Annotated in this window: 16 protein-coding genes; 15 read left to right on the forward strand and 1 reads right to left on the reverse strand. The window is 47.5% G+C overall.

Features of this window, described 5'->3' with window-relative positions; genetic code table 11:
- The first annotated feature begins 21 nt into the window (after window positions 1-21).
- From AAIH57_RS03070 to AAIH57_RS03140, 15 genes are all read left to right on the forward strand, one after another.
- Complete coding sequence (locus AAIH57_RS03070) at window positions 22-966, forward strand: AraC family transcriptional regulator (protein WP_246310917.1); 945 nt, start codon at window positions 22-24, stop codon at window positions 964-966.
- Entirely contained in the window at window positions 959-2,044 is a 1,086-nt protein-coding gene (locus AAIH57_RS03075) for a Gfo/Idh/MocA family protein (RefSeq protein ID WP_175396457.1), read from the forward strand. Before AAIH57_RS03070 ends, AAIH57_RS03075 begins: the two co-directional genes overlap by 8 nt.
- Window positions 2,045-2,353: 309 nt before the next feature.
- Window positions 2,354-3,100, forward strand: a complete 747-nt coding sequence (locus AAIH57_RS03080; protein WP_430020496.1) for a FadR/GntR family transcriptional regulator — start codon at window positions 2,354-2,356, stop codon at window positions 3,098-3,100.
- The gene (locus AAIH57_RS03085; RefSeq protein WP_430020497.1) at window positions 3,100-4,311 is read left to right on the forward strand and encodes a M20 metallopeptidase family protein; all 1,212 of its coding nucleotides are present in this window, start codon (window positions 3,100-3,102) and stop codon (window positions 4,309-4,311) included. The genes AAIH57_RS03080 and AAIH57_RS03085 overlap by 1 nt, the downstream gene beginning before the upstream one ends.
- Window positions 4,308-5,876, forward strand: a complete 1,569-nt coding sequence (locus AAIH57_RS03090; protein ID WP_430020498.1) for an ABC transporter substrate-binding protein — start codon at window positions 4,308-4,310, stop codon at window positions 5,874-5,876. The genes AAIH57_RS03085 and AAIH57_RS03090 overlap by 4 nt, the downstream gene beginning before the upstream one ends.
- Before the next feature lie 104 nt (window positions 5,877-5,980).
- Window positions 5,981-6,898, forward strand: a complete 918-nt coding sequence (locus tag AAIH57_RS03095; protein ID WP_430020499.1) for an ABC transporter permease — start codon at window positions 5,981-5,983, stop codon at window positions 6,896-6,898.
- Between the two features lie 15 nt (window positions 6,899-6,913).
- Window positions 6,914-7,843 (forward strand): ABC transporter permease, encoded by a 930-nt coding sequence (locus AAIH57_RS03100; protein ID WP_175396462.1) that lies wholly within the window; start codon window positions 6,914-6,916, stop codon window positions 7,841-7,843.
- Window positions 7,844-7,869: 26 nt separating this feature from the next.
- The gene (locus AAIH57_RS03105) at window positions 7,870-9,888 is read left to right on the forward strand and encodes a prolyl oligopeptidase family serine peptidase (protein ID WP_430020500.1); all 2,019 of its coding nucleotides are present in this window, start codon (window positions 7,870-7,872) and stop codon (window positions 9,886-9,888) included.
- A complete protein-coding gene (locus tag AAIH57_RS03110; protein ID WP_430020501.1) occupies window positions 9,885-10,331 on the forward strand; it encodes a hypothetical protein in 447 nt (148 codons plus the stop codon). Before AAIH57_RS03105 ends, AAIH57_RS03110 begins: the two co-directional genes overlap by 4 nt.
- Window positions 10,332-10,397: 66 nt before the next feature.
- On the forward strand, window positions 10,398-10,751 hold the full coding sequence (locus tag AAIH57_RS03115) for a hypothetical protein (protein WP_430020502.1): 354 nt from the start codon (window positions 10,398-10,400) through the stop codon (window positions 10,749-10,751).
- Between the two features lie 80 nt (window positions 10,752-10,831).
- Window positions 10,832-11,200, forward strand: coding sequence for a hypothetical protein (locus tag AAIH57_RS03120; RefSeq protein WP_175396465.1), 369 nt, complete (start codon window positions 10,832-10,834; stop codon window positions 11,198-11,200).
- A gap of 19 nt (window positions 11,201-11,219) precedes the next feature.
- The gene (locus AAIH57_RS03125; protein ID WP_430020503.1) at window positions 11,220-12,452 is read left to right on the forward strand and encodes an exo-alpha-sialidase; all 1,233 of its coding nucleotides are present in this window, start codon (window positions 11,220-11,222) and stop codon (window positions 12,450-12,452) included.
- 166 nt (window positions 12,453-12,618) lie between these two features.
- Complete coding sequence (locus tag AAIH57_RS03130) at window positions 12,619-13,011, forward strand: hypothetical protein (protein WP_430020504.1); 393 nt, start codon at window positions 12,619-12,621, stop codon at window positions 13,009-13,011.
- A gap of 307 nt (window positions 13,012-13,318) precedes the next feature.
- Window positions 13,319-15,043, forward strand: a complete 1,725-nt coding sequence (locus AAIH57_RS03135) for an NAD-dependent malic enzyme (protein ID WP_430020505.1) — start codon at window positions 13,319-13,321, stop codon at window positions 15,041-15,043.
- Window positions 15,044-15,200: 157 nt separating this feature from the next.
- Window positions 15,201-16,163, forward strand: coding sequence for an AEC family transporter (locus AAIH57_RS03140; RefSeq protein ID WP_430020506.1), 963 nt, complete (start codon window positions 15,201-15,203; stop codon window positions 16,161-16,163).
- 194 nt (window positions 16,164-16,357) lie between these two features.
- On the opposite strand, the gene dapA is transcribed toward AAIH57_RS03140, so the two are convergent.
- Window positions 16,358-17,254, reverse strand: coding sequence for a 4-hydroxy-tetrahydrodipicolinate synthase (gene dapA, locus AAIH57_RS03145; protein ID WP_430020507.1), 897 nt, complete (start codon window positions 17,252-17,254; stop codon window positions 16,358-16,360).
- Window positions 17,255-17,283 lie beyond the last annotated feature (29 nt).

A 17,283-nucleotide genomic window follows, 5' to 3' on the forward strand; every position in this document is an offset into this window, starting at 1 on the left:
GCTGGTTGGGGAGGTACGATATTGAACCGATATCCTTTTGAAAAAATGCTTGAACGACAGGACCTCCTTGAGCGGTTGGATATTTCCATTGCATGGGGACATTACGAGATACGGGTTTTACGATTTCATCTGACGTCTTTTCCGGCAGGTCGAATCGTTGATTTTCATAACCATGCGGAATTTGAATTTCATTTTATTCCGCGGGGCAAGGGGAAAGTCATTCTGGGTGACCAGATGCATTCTTTGTCCGAAGGCATGCTGTATTTAACAGGGCCAGGCGTTGTTCATTACCAGGAGGCCGATTCCGAAGAGGACATGGATGAACTGTGTCTTCATGTGGATATTGTGGAGCAGCCCAGAGAGAATGTAGATCCCTGGGAGGCTGCAGAATCCGAGGAAACGATCGCCAAGCTCAGAGCGTTGCCCCTTGTTCCGGTGCAGGATTACCATCGGGCCATGAACTGTTTTTTGGAAGCGTATGAAGCATGTGATCGTAAATTGATCGGATATTATACATCCATTAAACAGCTGGTGATCAGCATCCTGCTGAGAACCGTTCGTGCCCACGATAACGGAGAGATCCGGGTGGAAGCACCTGAACGTGACATGTCCATGTACAGGTATGAATATGCCGTCCAGTACATGGAGGCCAACTACTCCAATGTTGTGACACTGGAAAATGTGGCAGAGAAGCTACATATCAGCACCAGACAGCTGCAAAGAATATTTTACCAGGTGCAGCCGGGCATGCCGTTCAGTCGTGTGCTGGAAGATATTCGACTGGGTGCGGTTTGCCGCAATCTGGAGGAAAGCAATGGCTCCATCGAGCAAATTGCGCTTGTATCAGGTTTTACCAATGCCAATTATCTACATGCCGTTTTCCGCAAGCGTCTGGGGATGACTCCGTCAGCTTTTCGGAAAATGAAACAAACCAAATCAAAAGTGAGGGTGAATGGATATGAGTAAAGTGTACCGTATCGGAATTGTAGGATGTGGCGGGATTGCGAATGGCAAGCATCTGCCGAGTCTCAGCAAGCTAGATAATGTGGAACTGGTTGCATTCTGTGATATTGTCCCGGAACGTGCAGAAGAAGCCAAAGAGAAATATGGCAATGCCGAAGCGGAAGTGTATACGGATTATCTGGAATTGCTGAAAGATGAAACGCTGGATATCGTTCATGTACTCACTCCAAATATCTCACATGCCGAAATTTCCATTGCCGCTCTCGAAGCTGGCAAACATGTGATGTGTGAAAAACCGATGGCGAAAACATCTGCCGAAGCACAGAGCATGCTTGAAGCTGCTGAACGAACAGGCAAAAAGCTGACGATTGGATACAATAACCGCTTCAGAGAAGACAGCTTGTACCTGAAAAAGATGTGCGAGGCAGGCGAGCTGGGATCCATTTATTTTGCCAAAGCACATGCGATTCGAAGAAGAGCTGTACCGACTTGGGGCGTTTTCCTGGATGAGGAGAAACAAGGCGGCGGTCCGCTGATCGATATCGGCACACACGCACTGGACCTGACACTCTGGATGATGGATAACTACAAACCGAAGGTCGTTCTGGGCACAACGTATCATGAGCTTTCCCAAAAGGAAAATGCAGCGAATGCATGGGGGCCATGGGATCCGAAGAAATTCTCGGTGGAAGATTCTGCCTTCGGCATGATCGTGATGGAAAATGGTGCGACTATTATGCTGGAATCCAGCTGGGCACTGAATTCACTGGATGTGGATGAAGCCAAATGCAGTCTCAGCGGAACGGAAGCCGGAGCCGATATGAAGAACGGACTTCGCATTAACGGTGAGAAATTCAGCCGTCTCTATACGAATGAAATCTCACTTAGTGCAGACGGAGTTGCCTTCTACGACGGGAAGTCGGAAAGCGCACCGGATGTGGAGATGAGAAAATGGATCGAAGCCATCGAGAAGGATGAGGAGCCTGTAGTTACTCCTAAACAGGCTTTGGTGGTGTCGCAAATCCTGGAAGCTCTCTATGAATCCGCCCGGACAGGGAAAGCCGTTTACTTGAACGAGTAAAGGGAAATTATTTAAAACACAGATACACTTTGAAAAGACGTTGTCGTACATCACGACAACGTCTTTTTCGTTGGCCGAACAAGCGATAATGTCTGTCCCTATCGTAGTGAAAGCAGGGTTGTATCATTATTATCGAGCGAAATATTCCAAAACCGAAATATCCCCAAACCAGAAGAGCGTTCGGCGAGAATTAAAAAATAATGATGATTTCTCAAAAAAAACTATTGCATATCTGTTTACTCGGAATTATATTATGAATAAGAGTTTAATGGTATAAGGTTTAGACATTATATCGATCGGAGTGTGGATATGTTCAATCAATCGACTTTCCAATTCGAGAAAGTTTCTGCGATAAAGGTCAGTGAATTTATCAGGGAACAACTGGAAGAGGCAATCATTCTTAAGGAAATCATGAGTGAAGATCAGCTTCCTTCTGAACGTGAGCTTGCCGAGATTTTTAATGCAAGTCGAATTACGGTTCGTGAAGCATTATCCGCCCTTGAGAGTAAGGGATTAATCGAGAAGCGGGTCGGTGCTAAGGGAGGTACCTTCGTACTTCCCATCACGGCCAACGCGCATAAACGAACGAAGGAAGAGATCATGCGTGGTTGGGATCAAATGTTACATGTGTTTGAATATCGGACGATTGTAGAGCCGGAAGGCGCTTTTCTGGCTGCTGAGCGGATCACCGCAGGCGAACTGACGCTGCTCGAAGGTTACATCAAGCAGAGTATGGAGCCAGAGTGTACGCGGGAATGGTTCAGGGCGCTCGATGTCAAGTTCCATCTCACGATTGCCAAGGCTTCGGGCAATCCGTACCTGGAGACGGCAGTCAGACAGATTCGTACCAAGATCAACCCTGCGCTGGATCTGATGCCATACGATGAAAATATCCGGGTTATTAACCAGGGCGTACATACCGAGATTCTTGAAGCCCTCAAATCCCGGGATCCGATCAAGTCAAGGGATACAATGAAACGTCATATTGCATTTTCCGCTGACGCCATCTATTCACGGCTGGTCTCATCGGAACAACAAGAAGGGAATGAGCATTAATGGAACGAGCACAATTATTTCAACTTGCACAGCAGTTACAGCCAAAGCTCACGAACTGGCGGAGAGATTTCCATCGCAATCCGGAGATCGGATATGAAGAAGTTCGTACTTCAGGTATCGTCGCCGAGCATCTGGAAAGCCTGGGACTTGAAGTGATCCGTAACGTTGGGAAGACCGGTGTTGTAGGTCTGCTCCGGGGCGAGACGGACGGCCCAACCATTGCACTGCGGGCAGATATGGACGCACTTCCGATCCAGGATCAGAAGTCGGCCGAATACAGCTCCCAGGTCGAAGGCAAGGCTCACTTGTGCGGTCATGATGCGCATACAACGATCCTGATGGGAGCGGCTGAGCTGCTTACGGGTCTTGGCAGGCCGAAGTCGGGCAATATCAAGTTTGTTTTCCAGCCTGCAGAAGAGGGGCTTGCCGGTGCACGCGCCATGATTCAGGACGGTGTACTGGAGAATCCGAAGGTGGATGCGATCGCAGGTCTGCATATGACACCTGGACAGGATACAGGTACCGTTGGTGTCAGTAAAGGGGTGGCTTTTGCTTCGGCAGACCGCTTGGTCATTCGTGTGTTCGGCAAGGGTGGACATGCTGCCCGGCCACATGAGGGAATTGATGCAATTGCGGTATCCGCACAGGTCATCACCGCTTTACAAAATATCGCCAGTCGGTTGGTAGACCCGCTGGAGCCCGTAGTGGTGACCATCGGTAAAATCACTGGCGGCTACATGGGTACAGCCATAGCGCCAGAGGTGGAGATGATCGGGACGGTGCGTACACTCTCACCAGCTCTTCGTGAACGCATGCCTGCTCTGATTGAACAGGTGGTGAGCGGGGTGTGCGCTTCCTTCGGCGCAGGGCACGAGGTTATTTACGGTGATGGATATCCGGTTGTGGTGAACGATCTCGGGATGGTGGACTTGCTTACCGAAACCGTAGACGGACTGGACTGGGCAAAAGGATGGAGCAGCATTTCGCCGTCCACCGGGGGCGAGGACTTTGCCTTCTACTGTGAACAGATTCCCGGCGTTTTCTTCCGGCTTGGTTCCGGTAATGAAGAAGAACGTACCCGTTATCCGCTTCATCATCCGATGTTTGATCTGGATGAAACGGCAATGCCTTATGGTGTAGGCATACTTTCATCCGTGGCACTTGAATTTTTGGCAAGAAACACAACTTCTGAGGGGGAGCGTACCAAATGAAAAAACGACAATGGACTAGCATGTGGATCACATTATTGGCTGTAGTATTGGTGCTAAGCGCATGCGGTGGAACAAGTACAGGTACTGACAGCAATTCGGCATCCAGCGGCACAGAAAGTGGTGGAACTGCCAGCACAACGCTTACGATTGCAGCTGCTACCGATATTGAGAGTTTCGATCCGCATAACAACAACAATACGTCCAGTGAGGCCGTTTTGGTCAACGTATTTGATTATCTGGTCAAAAATGACAGTGAACAAAACAAGGTTCCTGGACTTGCTACATCCTGGGAACAAGTGAATGACACAACCTGGCGTTTCAAGCTGCGTGAAGGGGTTACGTTTCATAATGGCGATCCGTTCACTTCAGCAGACGTCAAATATACGATTGAACGGGTAGCCAAAGACGAAACACTTAAACAAAACAGTTATTTCAAAAATATTGTTGAGGTCAAAGAGGTTGATGAGCATACCGTAGACATCATTACAGATGGACCGGATCCGCTTCTGCTTAACCGCCTGTCCAAAATGGGAGCGGGCATCCTGCCTGCCAAATACATTGAGGAAAACGGCATGGATGCTTTCCTTAAACAACCGGTAGGAACAGGACCTTACAAATTCAGCAAATGGACAAAAGACGATCGTGTGGTACTCGTGAAAAATGAGAACTACTTCGATGGTGAGCCGAAATGGAATGAAGTCGTATTCCGCGTTATTCCTGAAGCTTCCACACGGGTATCCGAACTGCTCGCTGGTGGAGTTGACGTAGCTGCATCGATTCCGTCCACGGACATTGCCCGCATTGAAGGCGAAGCAGACAAGAAAATTGTCAAAGCACCAATCCAGCGCGTCTTGCAATTGATCTTCCGTCAGACAGAAGGCAGCATTACGGCTGATCCGAAAGTGCGTGAAGCGATTGACCTGGCTATCGACAAACAAGGGATTGTAGACAGCATTGCCGGTGGAGCAGGTATTGTTACCCGCACATCCGTCACGCCAGGAAACTTTGGTGCGGACCCATCACTGTACAAAACATCACTATACGATTTGGAAAAAGCCAAACAGCTTCTGAAGGAAGCCGGTTACGCTGAAGGTGAAGCCGAGATGACCATCTCCGTTTCGTCACAATACAAAGAGCAGGTGGAAGTTGTTGCAGCGATGCTGGAGCAAGCTGGCTTCAAAATCAACATGGACGTGCTTGAGCCAAGTGCTTTCAGTGAACGTTACAGCTCCAAATCATTCAAGGAAATTTTCATGATCGGTATCGGTAACTCCCTGTTCGACGCTTCGAATAACTACAACCGTTACATGTTCGAAGAAGCCAAAGGTGAGTCGGATTACAACAATCCGGAAGTGGAGAAATTGCTTCAATCTGCATTGGTGAACATGGACCCTGAGGCTCGTGAAAAAGAGTACCAGCAAGTACAGCAAATCTTCGCAGAAGAACGTCCAGCCGTGTATCTGTACCAGATGGAAGGTGTCTATGGAACGAATGCACGCGTGAACTTCACGCCGCGCAGTGATGAAATGTTTTATGCCGACGAGATTACACCTGCTGCACAGTAATACCCGGCAGAACAACCTGTCATTGCAAGGATAGGCCGTGAACGGCAGGGACTGGGTACACCATGTTCCTGCCGTTCTTTTGTATAGCATGGAGGTGAATGAGGATGGGGAAATACGTACTTAAATCTTTACTGCAAGTCATTCCGGTATTGTTCATTGTTTCACTGATTGTGTTTATTTTGGTCAGGGTTACTGGTGATCCCGTTGCATTGATGCTTCCCGAGACCGCTACTGCGGGAGACCGCGCGGTGTTAACGCAAGCTCTCGGTCTGGATCAACCGCTATACACGCAGTATGTGAAGTTCCTGGGCAGTGCCTTACAGGGGGATTTTGGGCAATCGTTCCGCTATGGGCAGCCCGCCTTACAGCTTGTCCTGGAGAGATTGCCTGCCAGCTTCGAACTGGCTGTAGCCGCGATGTTTTTTGCCGTTCTTATGGCAGTACCACTGGGAGTAGCTTCAGCTGTTAAACGTAATACGTTTACCGATCTTATCATTTCGGGAATATCGGTAATCGGCAAGGCCATGCCAAACTTCTGGATGGGAATCATGCTGATCCTGTTGTTCTCCGTCATGTGGGGCGTTTTGCCCGTATCGGGTCGCGGTGGATTGTCGCATTTGATCTTGCCGGCTTTTACCCTTGGCATAGGACTGGCAGCTCAAATGACCCGTCTGATCCGTTCAAGTATGCTGGAGATTCTAAGTCAGGACTATATTCGTACGGCTCGCAGCAAGGGGCTGGGACGAATGGTCGTGATCGGCAAACATGCTTTTCGCAACGGTTTGATACCCGTCGTAACGATTATGAGTTTGCAGTTTACCAGTCTGATCGGCGGAACGCTGATTACGGAAACGGTATTCTCCTGGCCGGGGCTGGGTCAGCTCTTGGTTGTTGCCGTCAATACGCATGACATGGCGATTGTCCAGGCAGCCGTGTTTGTCATTGCCTTAATTGTTGTTGTAACCAATATCTTGACGGATGTAGCTTACCGGCTGCTTGATCCGCGCATTAAATTCGACTAGAGGGAGGTGCAACCTATGACAGGCAGCAATGAAATGCCCATTCCGGGTGCAGAACAGGAAAGTGAGAGTTTACGTACACCAACAGGATTTCGCTATATTTGGAAACAGCTGATCCTCAGCAAAACCGGAATGCTTGGCTCTGTGCTCGTTTTACTGGTCGTCTTGATCGCCATATGTGCACCTCTGTTAACGAGTCATGATCCCGCAGCCGTCGATCCGCTGGGTCGACTTAAGCCGCCTGCCTGGTTAGAGGGAGGAACTGCAGAACACTGGCTGGGTACGGATAACCTGGGTAGAGACATGTGGAGCCGAATTGTCTACGGTGCACGCGTTTCATTGATAGTAGGGATGGGAGCGGTCATCGTCTCGGGAATAATCGGAGCCATTCTGGGTCTGCTGTCCGGATTTTACGGGAAATGGCTGGATGCAGTCATCATGCGTGTAGGGGATGCCTTCATGGCCATTCCTACCATTCTGTTCATGCTTGTGGTGATGGCCATCGTTGGCCCGGGAATCACGACATTGATTTTCGTCATTGGTGTGACCAACTGGGTTCCGTTTACCCGTATCGTTCGAAGCGAGGTTCTCAGTATCAAGGAGCGGGATTTTGTTCATGCTGCCCGATCGATTGGGGCCAAGAATGGACGGTTGATCCTGAAACATATTCTGCCGAATATCTTGTCCTCGTTTATTGTCATCTGCGGCATGAATGTCGGAACCACCATTATTATGGAAGCTTCACTCAGTTTCCTCGGTCTGGGTATCAAGCCGCCTGACGTTTCCTGGGGAGGCATGCTCAGTGATGGAAGACAATATGTAGCCACGAGCTGGTGGGTAGCCACATTCCCTGGACTGGCGATTACACTTACGGTGCTGGGGGTTATTTTCCTCGGTGATTGGCTGCGTGATGTGCTCGATCCGCGAACAGAAACGAACAAAAAATAACTGGACTGGAGAAAGGGGACCCTCAGATGAACAAACGACCGATGATACCAGAGGACTTATATCACTATCGTTCCATTAGCCAGCCGGTGGTCCATCCGAATGGACAGGTGGCTTACGTGGAGCAGACCATAGACCGGCAAAAGAACGAGTATAACACCCTGATTCGGGGAATTTCCCTGGATGGCAGCAATGATGTGGAGCTTACGAATGGCAACAAGGATACGGCGCCGACCTGGTCACCCGATGGAACGCAGCTCACTTTTTTGCGTCTGGAAGATGGGGGTAAAGGTTTATGGACCCTCGAAGCAGGTTCAACCGAACCAGTTAGGCTTATTCCTCCGGAACGTAAAATATTGGATTATGCATGGTCGCCAAGCGGGCAGTATATTGCCTTTACCAGTAAAGTGCAGATGAATGATGTGGAAGGCAAAGACGAGCTGAAAAATGAGGAGGCACCCGTACTGCGGGGTAAAAGTTTTGAGCGTACCACCCCAAAAGCAGAAGGTTCCGGCTGGTGGGATGGGCTATATAGCCATCTGTACATTTATGAGATCGCGAGTGGAGAGATCACTTCAATCACATCCGGACAGTGGAATGTCAGCGGGCCTGCATGGTCGCCAGATAGCCAGAGCCTTGCCTTTATTTCCAAGCAGGTGGAGGATGAGGACTCCGATGCGGATCTGTTGTACTTTGCAGATGTATACACCATAGGGCTGGAAGCAAGCCGTCCTTCCAAAGTAACGGATTCCAGCTTGCTGGTTAGCCAGTTCTCCTATTCACCTGATGGTCAGGTACTCTACCTGATCGCCAGCGACCGTGAGTTTGGGAGCGGCAGTCATAACAGATTATACGCTGTTCCTGTTCAAGGAGGGATGCCCAAGCTGATCAATACGAAAATGGATATACAGCTTGGTAACGCTGCTCTTGGAGATATGAAATCCGCTGGTCCGTCTCCATCACCGATCTGGGATGACAGACATCCGGAACGCGGCATGTATGTACTGGGTACCGATAATGGAAGTGTGGATGTATACCGCATTCATGAGAATGGAGACTTTCAATCCATCACCGGAAGTGGTGAGAAGGATGTGTATCAATACACGTTATCACCTGATGGAACGACCCTGGTCATTGCTGCTCTGACACCGGATCATCCTGCGGAACTGTATCGTGTGGATATAAGCAGCGGAGAAACGTTCCGGCTTACCAGGCGAAACGAAGAATGGGTCACCGGGCTGGAAGTGAATGTGCCTGAACGAATGGAGTTTACATCCACAGACGGATGGCGTATTCAGGGATGGTTGCTGCAGCCTGCGAAACGTGACCCAAATGTCAAAACCCCGCTGATTTTGCAGATTCATGGGGGACCACATGCGATGTATACGGGTACGTTCAGCTTCGAGATGCAGTCTCTTGCAGCACAGGGCTACGCCGTTCTATGGGTGAATCCACGTGGAAGTATGGGATACGGGCAGGAATTTGCCAGAGCTTGCCGTGGTGATTTTGCTGGCGGAGACTTCCGGGATCTGATGGAGGCGGTCGATTATGCCCTTGATACATACGAACACCTGGATGAATCACGTCTGGGTGTCGGAGGCGGCAGTTACGGAGGGGTTATGACGAACTGGATTGTTGCCCACAGCAACCGGTTCAAAGCTGCTGTAACTCAGCGTTGTATTTCCAATTGGCTGTCCATGTACGGTACCAGTGATATAGGCATCTCTTATGTAGAGGGTGTCATTGGAGGCAATCCGGCAGAGCATGCTGAGCTGCTGTGGTCCCGTTCACCTCTGGCTCATGCACATAAGATTGAAACACCGCTTCTGATCATGCATGGAGAGCAAGACTATCGAACCCCGATTGCACAGGCAGAGGAACTCTACACCACACTCAAGCGTTACGGTAAAAAGACCAAACTGATTCGTTATCCCGGGTCCAATCACTCACTGCTCAAAAGCGGTAAACCTTCCTTGCGAGTGGACAGCTTCGAACAGGTCAATGCCTGGTTTAATCAGTATCTTCGAAATGAGGCGGGGGAAGTATGAGTCTGGTACGGCTTTCGATTCCCGTGGGGATGCTGGTGGAAAATGTTCTGACGAGTGGTGAAGCGAGTGAGGTGATTATTGATTGTTTGCATCGGAGGGATCTTGCTTCATTGCGGGCCACAATCAAGGAACCAACGATGGATTTGGAAGAAAGACTGAAGACCGCTGAAGAAGTGGGCGAGGATTGGGCAGAGGCCATTCGTAGTGGATACGAGTTCAAGTTTTTGCATATTAATGCTTTAAAAAGGGTGCTGGACTTCCGTTTCGATCTTAAACTGGATCGTGATTATGTGCAGGAAGATCTGACGCTGCGGCATCTGAAGCTCAACCGCGAACAGATTCAATTGCTTCATTCTCTAGTAGGCAGACAATGGTCTGTTATTGAAGATGAGAGGCAAAAAGAAGGATTAATTCCTGTTGATATCAAACTGAAATACCAATAAGAAATAGCAAGTTATAAAGGCCTGTTGTAGGACAGGTCTTTTTGCTGTAGATAAGGAGGAGATTTTTTGAAGGTAATTCAAACGAACGATATGGAACTGAACAATGAACTCTCGGTGCAGCTGCAACAATTACTGGTTGCGAGCTTTCCGGAGATCTACCCAGAAGAACGAATGTATTTCAAGCAGGTTCCACATTCGAGATTGCTCGTTATGGATGCGGAACATCTACTGATCGGGCATGTTGGATTGGATTACAGGACCATGAATCTGAACGGAACGGCCATCCGGGTATTGGGGGTTGATAACACTCTAACCACGGTCGGTATTGGAGATCAGGTTATGGATGGGTTAATGATGAAACAAGCAGGAACAGTTCCATGGGACGAGGGGGAGCTTGATTTTATAGGATATTTGTATTAGCCGTGTCAATGTCTATACGGTTTACGTAGTATAAAATACCAGAAAGATAGCGTGTATTGTATGAAAAGGGAGTGATTCTTTTGCCTAACAGTACGGGGTTCATTTACAACCCGACAGCGGGGGAAACTCAGTCCACGCAGCTTATTGTGACTTGCATTAATGACTCCCTTGACGCCTCCGTCAATGTCGAGCTGGAGGTGTTTAGATGGGACACTACACAAACTGCTCGGATACCCATTGGTCATGATCTGATCGAAATTTTGCCTCAAGGTACAAGGACGTTAATATACCCTCTCATCAATGCAGCCTTTTTTGAGGTCCAAAGTGATTTTTTCAGTGCTACAAGTACGATTATCCATGTTTATAGTGTTAGCTCTACAGGCCAGATCATCCAACGGGTCCTCCAGTCCGAGATGACCGTGATAGACCGATTCACAAATATCCCTTAAAGGAAAAGAGGTGAGACCATTGGCAGTTGTAAATATTACCGGAGCTCTGGGAGGCAATCAGTTTGAACCTTCCATTGCGGTGAATACGTTGAATCCCAATATTATGTGTGTCGTTGCTGTGGATACCAGCACTGGACCGACACTGACCGGATTCTATCGTTCCATTGATGGCGGTAATACCTGGTCCACTACTGTGCTTCTACAGCCAGCAGGATATTCAGGGGCAGAAGCACCTACCATTGACTATACATTTCCAAGTACCTTTATCGTGACGGTTCACGTGTTTAATGGAATCAATGATGGAACGATTGTCAGCTATACGTCCTTTGATGATGGTTTAAGCTGGCAACCACCGGTCATCGTTCAAGCGGGTTTTGGTACCGTTGTCCATAACGATGAGCCCTATATTGCCGTGGATCGGTCTCCGGGCAGTCCCTATAGAGGCAATGCATATGTTGGCTACACGCCGCTCGCTACAACTTCTTCAGCCATTTTCACACAAAGATCAGTTTCGCAAGGTATAACCTGGGAACCACCGGATCGCCAATCCAGTCCCCGGGGGATACATGACCGTGCAGCCTTGGCTGTAGGGTTCTCCGGCGAAGTATATGCGGGTTACATCCTTACAGGCCCTGCAAGCCCATCGGCACTGTTAAGAATATCTTATGACGGCGGAATTAATTATCAACCGCCTATTGAAAGACAGTCTACATTTATTTCATCGGTTGTCCCTGCCCCTTCGCCTTTGCCTGTGCCGAATTATGCTTTTCGTGTACAAACCAACTTAAATCTGGCGGCGGATATCTCCATCGGGCCAAACAGTGGAACGGTGTATGGGGTATGGAATGATGCGCGAAGTGGTTACACGGATGTGTTCCTCAGTCGGTCTCCCGATGGTCTTCTTTGGTCAGATCCTGTTAGTATTACAGGTGCACCTCCAGGCACACAGAACTTTTTCCCTTCCATAACCGTGTCCCCATTTGCCGGAACGATCAGGGTCATTTATATGACAAACCGAATAGACGGATTCCTTCTGGATGTATTTGTCGCCGAATCGTTTAATGGAGGCGCTTCTTTCACAAACCGGCGTCTGACAACAACTTCTTTTGATCCGAACGGAATTTCTCCTGTACCTACAGTACTTATTGGTGATTACATTACCGCTACAACATCGGCCCCAGATAATCTGGCTGCTGTCTGGATGGCAACCACACCACCTACAGGCAAACTGGACGTTTATTTTAGTACGTAAGCATGTTTAAAGAGCCTTGGCAGGCCCGCCAAGGCGAATTTATAGTTCTTTTCTATCTATTAGTCTACACCTGTTCAACTCTCCTACATATGTGCTGAGAAATTGGCAGGATTTAGGTGCAGCATGCCAGAAGTAATCTGTATACCAACTTTTTAAGGAGGATGAGATGACTTCAACGTTGATAACCTTAATCATTGCAGCTGTAATTGTTGTTTCTGGGCTAACCACAGGATTGATTCTCATATTGAACGTCACCAAAAAGCTGCGAACCGGTAAAGAGACGATGCAGATCAGGAAGGAGATATTGAAGTACGGATCTCCTGCAAAAGCGATCATTCAGGATATTGCCGAGACGTCGTCAAGCATGCATGGACGGCCTGGCGTACGTCTCGATTTGTTCGTTACCCAAGAAGATGGTCAGACCTTCCAATCGGTTGTGACTACGTTTATTCCGGTGATCCATATTCCGAAATTCCAGAAAGGATGTGAGATTGACGTAAAATACATGAGGGAAGGGAATGTTAGAAAGGTAGAAGTAGAAGACGCTTACGTCATATAACAATTGTTTGAAGGTATATATAAGTCTCTCATAAGCCGCATATATGCGGCTTTTTTTATGCCTGAATTGGTTCACATACCCATGTTGAAGCCTAAAGAGAGTTATAAAATGATTTTCTTGGAAAATATTAAAGTGATAAATTTTACTTATCGAATGGCAACCAAATTCTTTTCATGAAAGTTTCATAGCTTCGTTTACATAATATAAAAAAAGTCATATAATTGTCATCGGAAGGTTAACAACTAACCTAAAGTTATCTAGTGTAGAAAAGAAATTAAAGAGATATCACGAAAGAAGGCTATCCGTAATGAACACATTTTTTGTTGATTCCAATGGAAATCTGAAAACCCAATTAAGAGGTAAAGACATTCTTTCCAATCCCATCCTGAACAAGGGTATTGCCTTTACCGAAGAAGAGAGAAGAGAACTTAACCTGAACGGCATTTTGCCGCCAATGGTTTTAAATATTGAAGAACAGGTGAGCCGGGTATATCAGCAGCTGCAAAATGAATATGATAATTTGCGTAAAAGCATCATGCTGAATGACTTGTTCAACCGAAATATCGTCCTATTCTATCGTTTGCTAAAAGAACATCTTAGTGAACTGCTGCCGATCGTATATACACCTACGGTTGGACAAGCGATTCAGGAATATAGTCATCAATATCACAGACCTGGCGGCGTGTATCTCTCCATCAATGATATGGACGGACTTGAGGAAGCATTCCGGAACAGTGGCCTGCAGGCTGGAGACGTCGACCTTATTGTGGTGACAGATTCTGAGAGCATTCTTGGCATTGGAGACTGGGGGGTTGGTGGCATCAACATTGCCATCGGCAAACTGGCCGTGTACACAGCTGCAGTAGGTGTCGATCCAAGCCGTGTACTTCCGGTGGTACTGGACGTTGGAACCAACAATCCAACATTGCTGAATGATCCATTGTACGTGGGGAATCGTCATGAACGTATTCGCGGTGAAAAGTATGATCAATTTATTGAAGCATTTGTGAAGGAAACGACCAAATGGTTTCCCGACGTTCTTCTTCACTGGGAAGACATGGGCAGCGTGAATGCCAGAAATATTATTCAAAAATATGGAGAAGAACTCCTTACATTTAATGATGATATTCAAGGAACCGGTGCGGTTACCCTAGCTGCCGTTATGTCAGGCGTTCAAGTAACGGGTGTACCTCTTCGGGAGCATCGTGTACTCGTCTTCGGACCAGGGGCTGCCGGCATTGGTAATGCGGATCAGATTCGGGACGCCATGATGGAAGAGGGGCTTACGCAGGAAGAAGCCGAGGATCGTTTCTGGGCATTCGATTATCGCGGTATTTTGACCGATGAGATCGAAGGGTTGTTTGAATACCAGAAGCCGTATGTGCGTAAAGCGGAGGAAATCAAAGACTGGAGTCTAGATGAACAAGGTCAGGTTAGTCTGCTGGAAGCTGTGAGTCGCATTAAACCAACCATTCTTATTGGTACATCCGGTGTTACGGGTGCCTTCAACGAACAGGTTGTTAAGGAAATGGCCAAGCATGTGGAACGCCCAATCATCATGCCGATGTCCAATCCGACATCACTTGCCGAAGCTGCTCCGAAAAGTCTGATTGAATGGACGGATGGCCAAGCATTGATCGCAACAGGAAGCCCATTTGAACCTGTAATGTATAATGACATTCAGTTCGAGATAGGCCAATCCAACAATGCCTTCGTGTTCCCGGGTCTTGGACTTGGAGCGATCGTATCCAAAGCCTCTAAATTTACCAAAAATATGTTTACTGCAGCGGCGATCGCGGTAGCTGGAGCCGTAGACTCTTCAGAACCTGGTGCTCCGTTGCTGCCAAGAGTCAAAGAACTGCAGGATGTTTCATACCAAGTTGCAGTTGCTGTAGCGAAAGCGGCGATTGAGGATGGCGTAGCCCGCCGTGAACTTGAGAATGTGGAAGAGGCCATTAAGGAAGCCATGTGGCACCCTGTTTACAGACCCGTCCTTGCAGCAGTTAATGAACGTGAACACGCAATGGTTTAAATATGACAATACGCCGCACCGAGAGAATACCTGTCCATTCGTGCAGGTATTCCTTGGCTGTGTCTAAAATTGAAAAAAATATATCATATCATCAAAATCTATTGTCATTTGTTGAATTGTTGCAAATGCTCAGATCATAAATGGAGGTTTGAACAACATGTCAGTCAGTGACATTTTCATCATATTAATTCCTATTTTTTTCGTAATTTTACTTGGTTTTTTCGGAGGCTACTTTAAGGTATTTAACTCGGCATCCTCCAAAGGTTTAAATACACTGGTGACCAAATTCGCATTGCCGGCACATTTGTTTATCGGTATTACTACAACCAAAAAAGAAACCCTGATCGACAAGTGGCCATTTTTCATGACCATTTTCCTTGGTATCATCGGGTTCTATGTGGTTTTATTGCTTGTGATGCGTTTCATTTTCAAAGTAAACCTAAGCCAGTCATCCATCTTTTCATTAAATGCAACGCAACCTTCATTCGCGTTTATGGGGATTCCTGTCCTGGGCAACCTGTTTGGTGCTGCAGAAGTAACCATTCCTATTGCGATTACAGGCGTAGTGGTCAATGCGCTGCTTGATCCCATCGCGACCATCGTCAGTTCCGTAGGGAAGAAAACGGAAGCGGGCAAGAACGGCGATCATGCCGAAAGCCTGTTTAAACTTACGATCCATTCCATCATTCATGGTCTAAAAGAACCGCTTGCCTGTGTACCGCTTCTGGGTGTTATCCTGACACTCTTTGGCTTCCAGTCACCTCATCTGCTGCAAAGCTCATTTGATCAGATCGGTAGTATTACATCCGGCGCAGCGCTCTTTGCCATTGGGGTAACAGTGGGTATCAATCGGATTAAATTCAGCCTGAATGCTATCAGCATTTCCCTGTTGAAAGTCATTGCACTGCCTTTGTTTACCTACATGTTTGCTGTATTGATGGGGCTATCTTCTACAGACGTGACCATGGTTATCCTGCTCGTATCCTTCCCTGGATCAGCCGTAGCTGCGATAATTGCGTCGAGATTCGATACGCTTGAGGTTGAGACGGCGTCATCCTTTGTCATGAGCTCGGTCCTGTCACTGATTTCACTGCCAATTCTGATTTCCATTTTGGTCTAATGGTAACGACAGAAACGTTAGGGCAGCCACACTTGTGGTGGATACATTTTTATCATGGCTTTGTTGCGAAGTGAGGATGTGCGAAAAAATGACGTAATTCCGTAGCTCTTGTATCAGATGCCCATAACGCATATTCAAAAAGCCGCAGATCTGCGGCTTTTGTCATGTCTATGCATTGTAGTTCATGATGTTATCTAGACTACTGCGTTACTGCTCACCGTGTATTGGTCCATCTTTGCTTTTAATTGCTCAGATGCTGGCATCAGCGGCAGGCGCAAATGATCGGAAGCGATGATTCCTTGTTTGACGAGCAGCCATTTGAGCAGCGCAGGAGCAGGTTCTTCAAAAAGGTGAAGAATAAAAGGAACTAATTCATTGAACAAGTCACGTGATCCATCTTTGTCATCTGCTTTAAAACGGTCGTACACTTCAATGAACTGTTTCGTGTTGATGTTGGCAGAAGCCAGCATACCGCCAGCGGCACCTTCATTTAACATGTCATAGAAAAACGAATCATCCCCGCACAGGATCGGTTTTGATCCACTACGCACCAGTTCTGACATCAACTCAATTCCGTTGGTACTGTCCTTAAGACCAATAACACCGTTTAAGTTCATTATTTTTTTCATCGTGTCTATAGAGACCCGGACACCCGTTCGCGCTGGAATTTCATATACAATAATGGGCACGCCCACTTCAGCAGTTGCTCGAAAATGCTCGAATATGCCTGCCTCTGTCGGTCTGTTGTAATAGGGAGTTACTACAAGAACAGCATCTGCTCCTAATTCTTTAGCCTTTTGTGTTCGCGTTATTGTTGAGGCTGTATCGTTGGTTCCGGTCCCCACGACAATCGGAATCGTTTTATTCATGCTGCTCAAGGTGTCCTTCGTGATTCGAACCAGCTGCTCCACTTCATCCCAGGATACTGTGGGAGATTCTCCCGTAGTACCGTTAATAACCAAACCCTGAATTCCGCTATTTGCCATATGAGTGATATAGGTCTGAAAGGAGGTTAAATCGAGTTGATTATCTTGTGTAAAAGGGGTGATTACAGGTACATAAATACCATGAATCTGTTGTTCCGTTAACATGATATGGCCTCCATTTATGTTGAAATGAT

This window comes from Paenibacillus sp. MABNR03, assembly GCF_050455445.1.
Lineage (GTDB): Bacteria > Bacillota > Bacilli > Paenibacillales > Paenibacillaceae > Paenibacillus > Paenibacillus xylanilyticus.

Bases quoted from the DNA above. Each gene is read 5' to 3' on its own strand.
- AAIH57_RS03075 (WP_175396457.1), top strand. From the start codon at position 959: ATGAGTAAAGTGTACCGTATCGGAATTGTAGGATGTGGCGGGATTGCG.
- AAIH57_RS03080 (WP_430020496.1), top strand. From the start codon at position 2,354: ATGTTCAATCAATCGACTTTCCAATTCGAGAAAGTTTCTGCGATAAAG.
- AAIH57_RS03085 (WP_430020497.1), top strand. From the start codon at position 3,100: ATGGAACGAGCACAATTATTTCAACTTGCACAGCAGTTACAGCCAAAG.
- AAIH57_RS03090 (WP_430020498.1), top strand. From the start codon at position 4,308: ATGAAAAAACGACAATGGACTAGCATGTGGATCACATTATTGGCTGTA.
- AAIH57_RS03095 (WP_430020499.1), top strand. From the start codon at position 5,981: ATGGGGAAATACGTACTTAAATCTTTACTGCAAGTCATTCCGGTATTG.
- AAIH57_RS03100 (WP_175396462.1), top strand. From the start codon at position 6,914: ATGACAGGCAGCAATGAAATGCCCATTCCGGGTGCAGAACAGGAAAGT.
- AAIH57_RS03105 (WP_430020500.1), top strand. From the start codon at position 7,870: ATGAACAAACGACCGATGATACCAGAGGACTTATATCACTATCGTTCC.
- AAIH57_RS03110 (WP_430020501.1), top strand. From the start codon at position 9,885: ATGAGTCTGGTACGGCTTTCGATTCCCGTGGGGATGCTGGTGGAAAAT.
- AAIH57_RS03130 (WP_430020504.1), top strand. From the start codon at position 12,619: ATGACTTCAACGTTGATAACCTTAATCATTGCAGCTGTAATTGTTGTT.
- AAIH57_RS03135 (WP_430020505.1), top strand. From the start codon at position 13,319: ATGAACACATTTTTTGTTGATTCCAATGGAAATCTGAAAACCCAATTA.
- AAIH57_RS03140 (WP_430020506.1), top strand. From the start codon at position 15,201: ATGTCAGTCAGTGACATTTTCATCATATTAATTCCTATTTTTTTCGTA.
- dapA (WP_430020507.1), bottom strand. From the start codon at position 17,254: ATGTTAACGGAACAACAGATTCATGGTATTTATGTACCTGTAATCACC.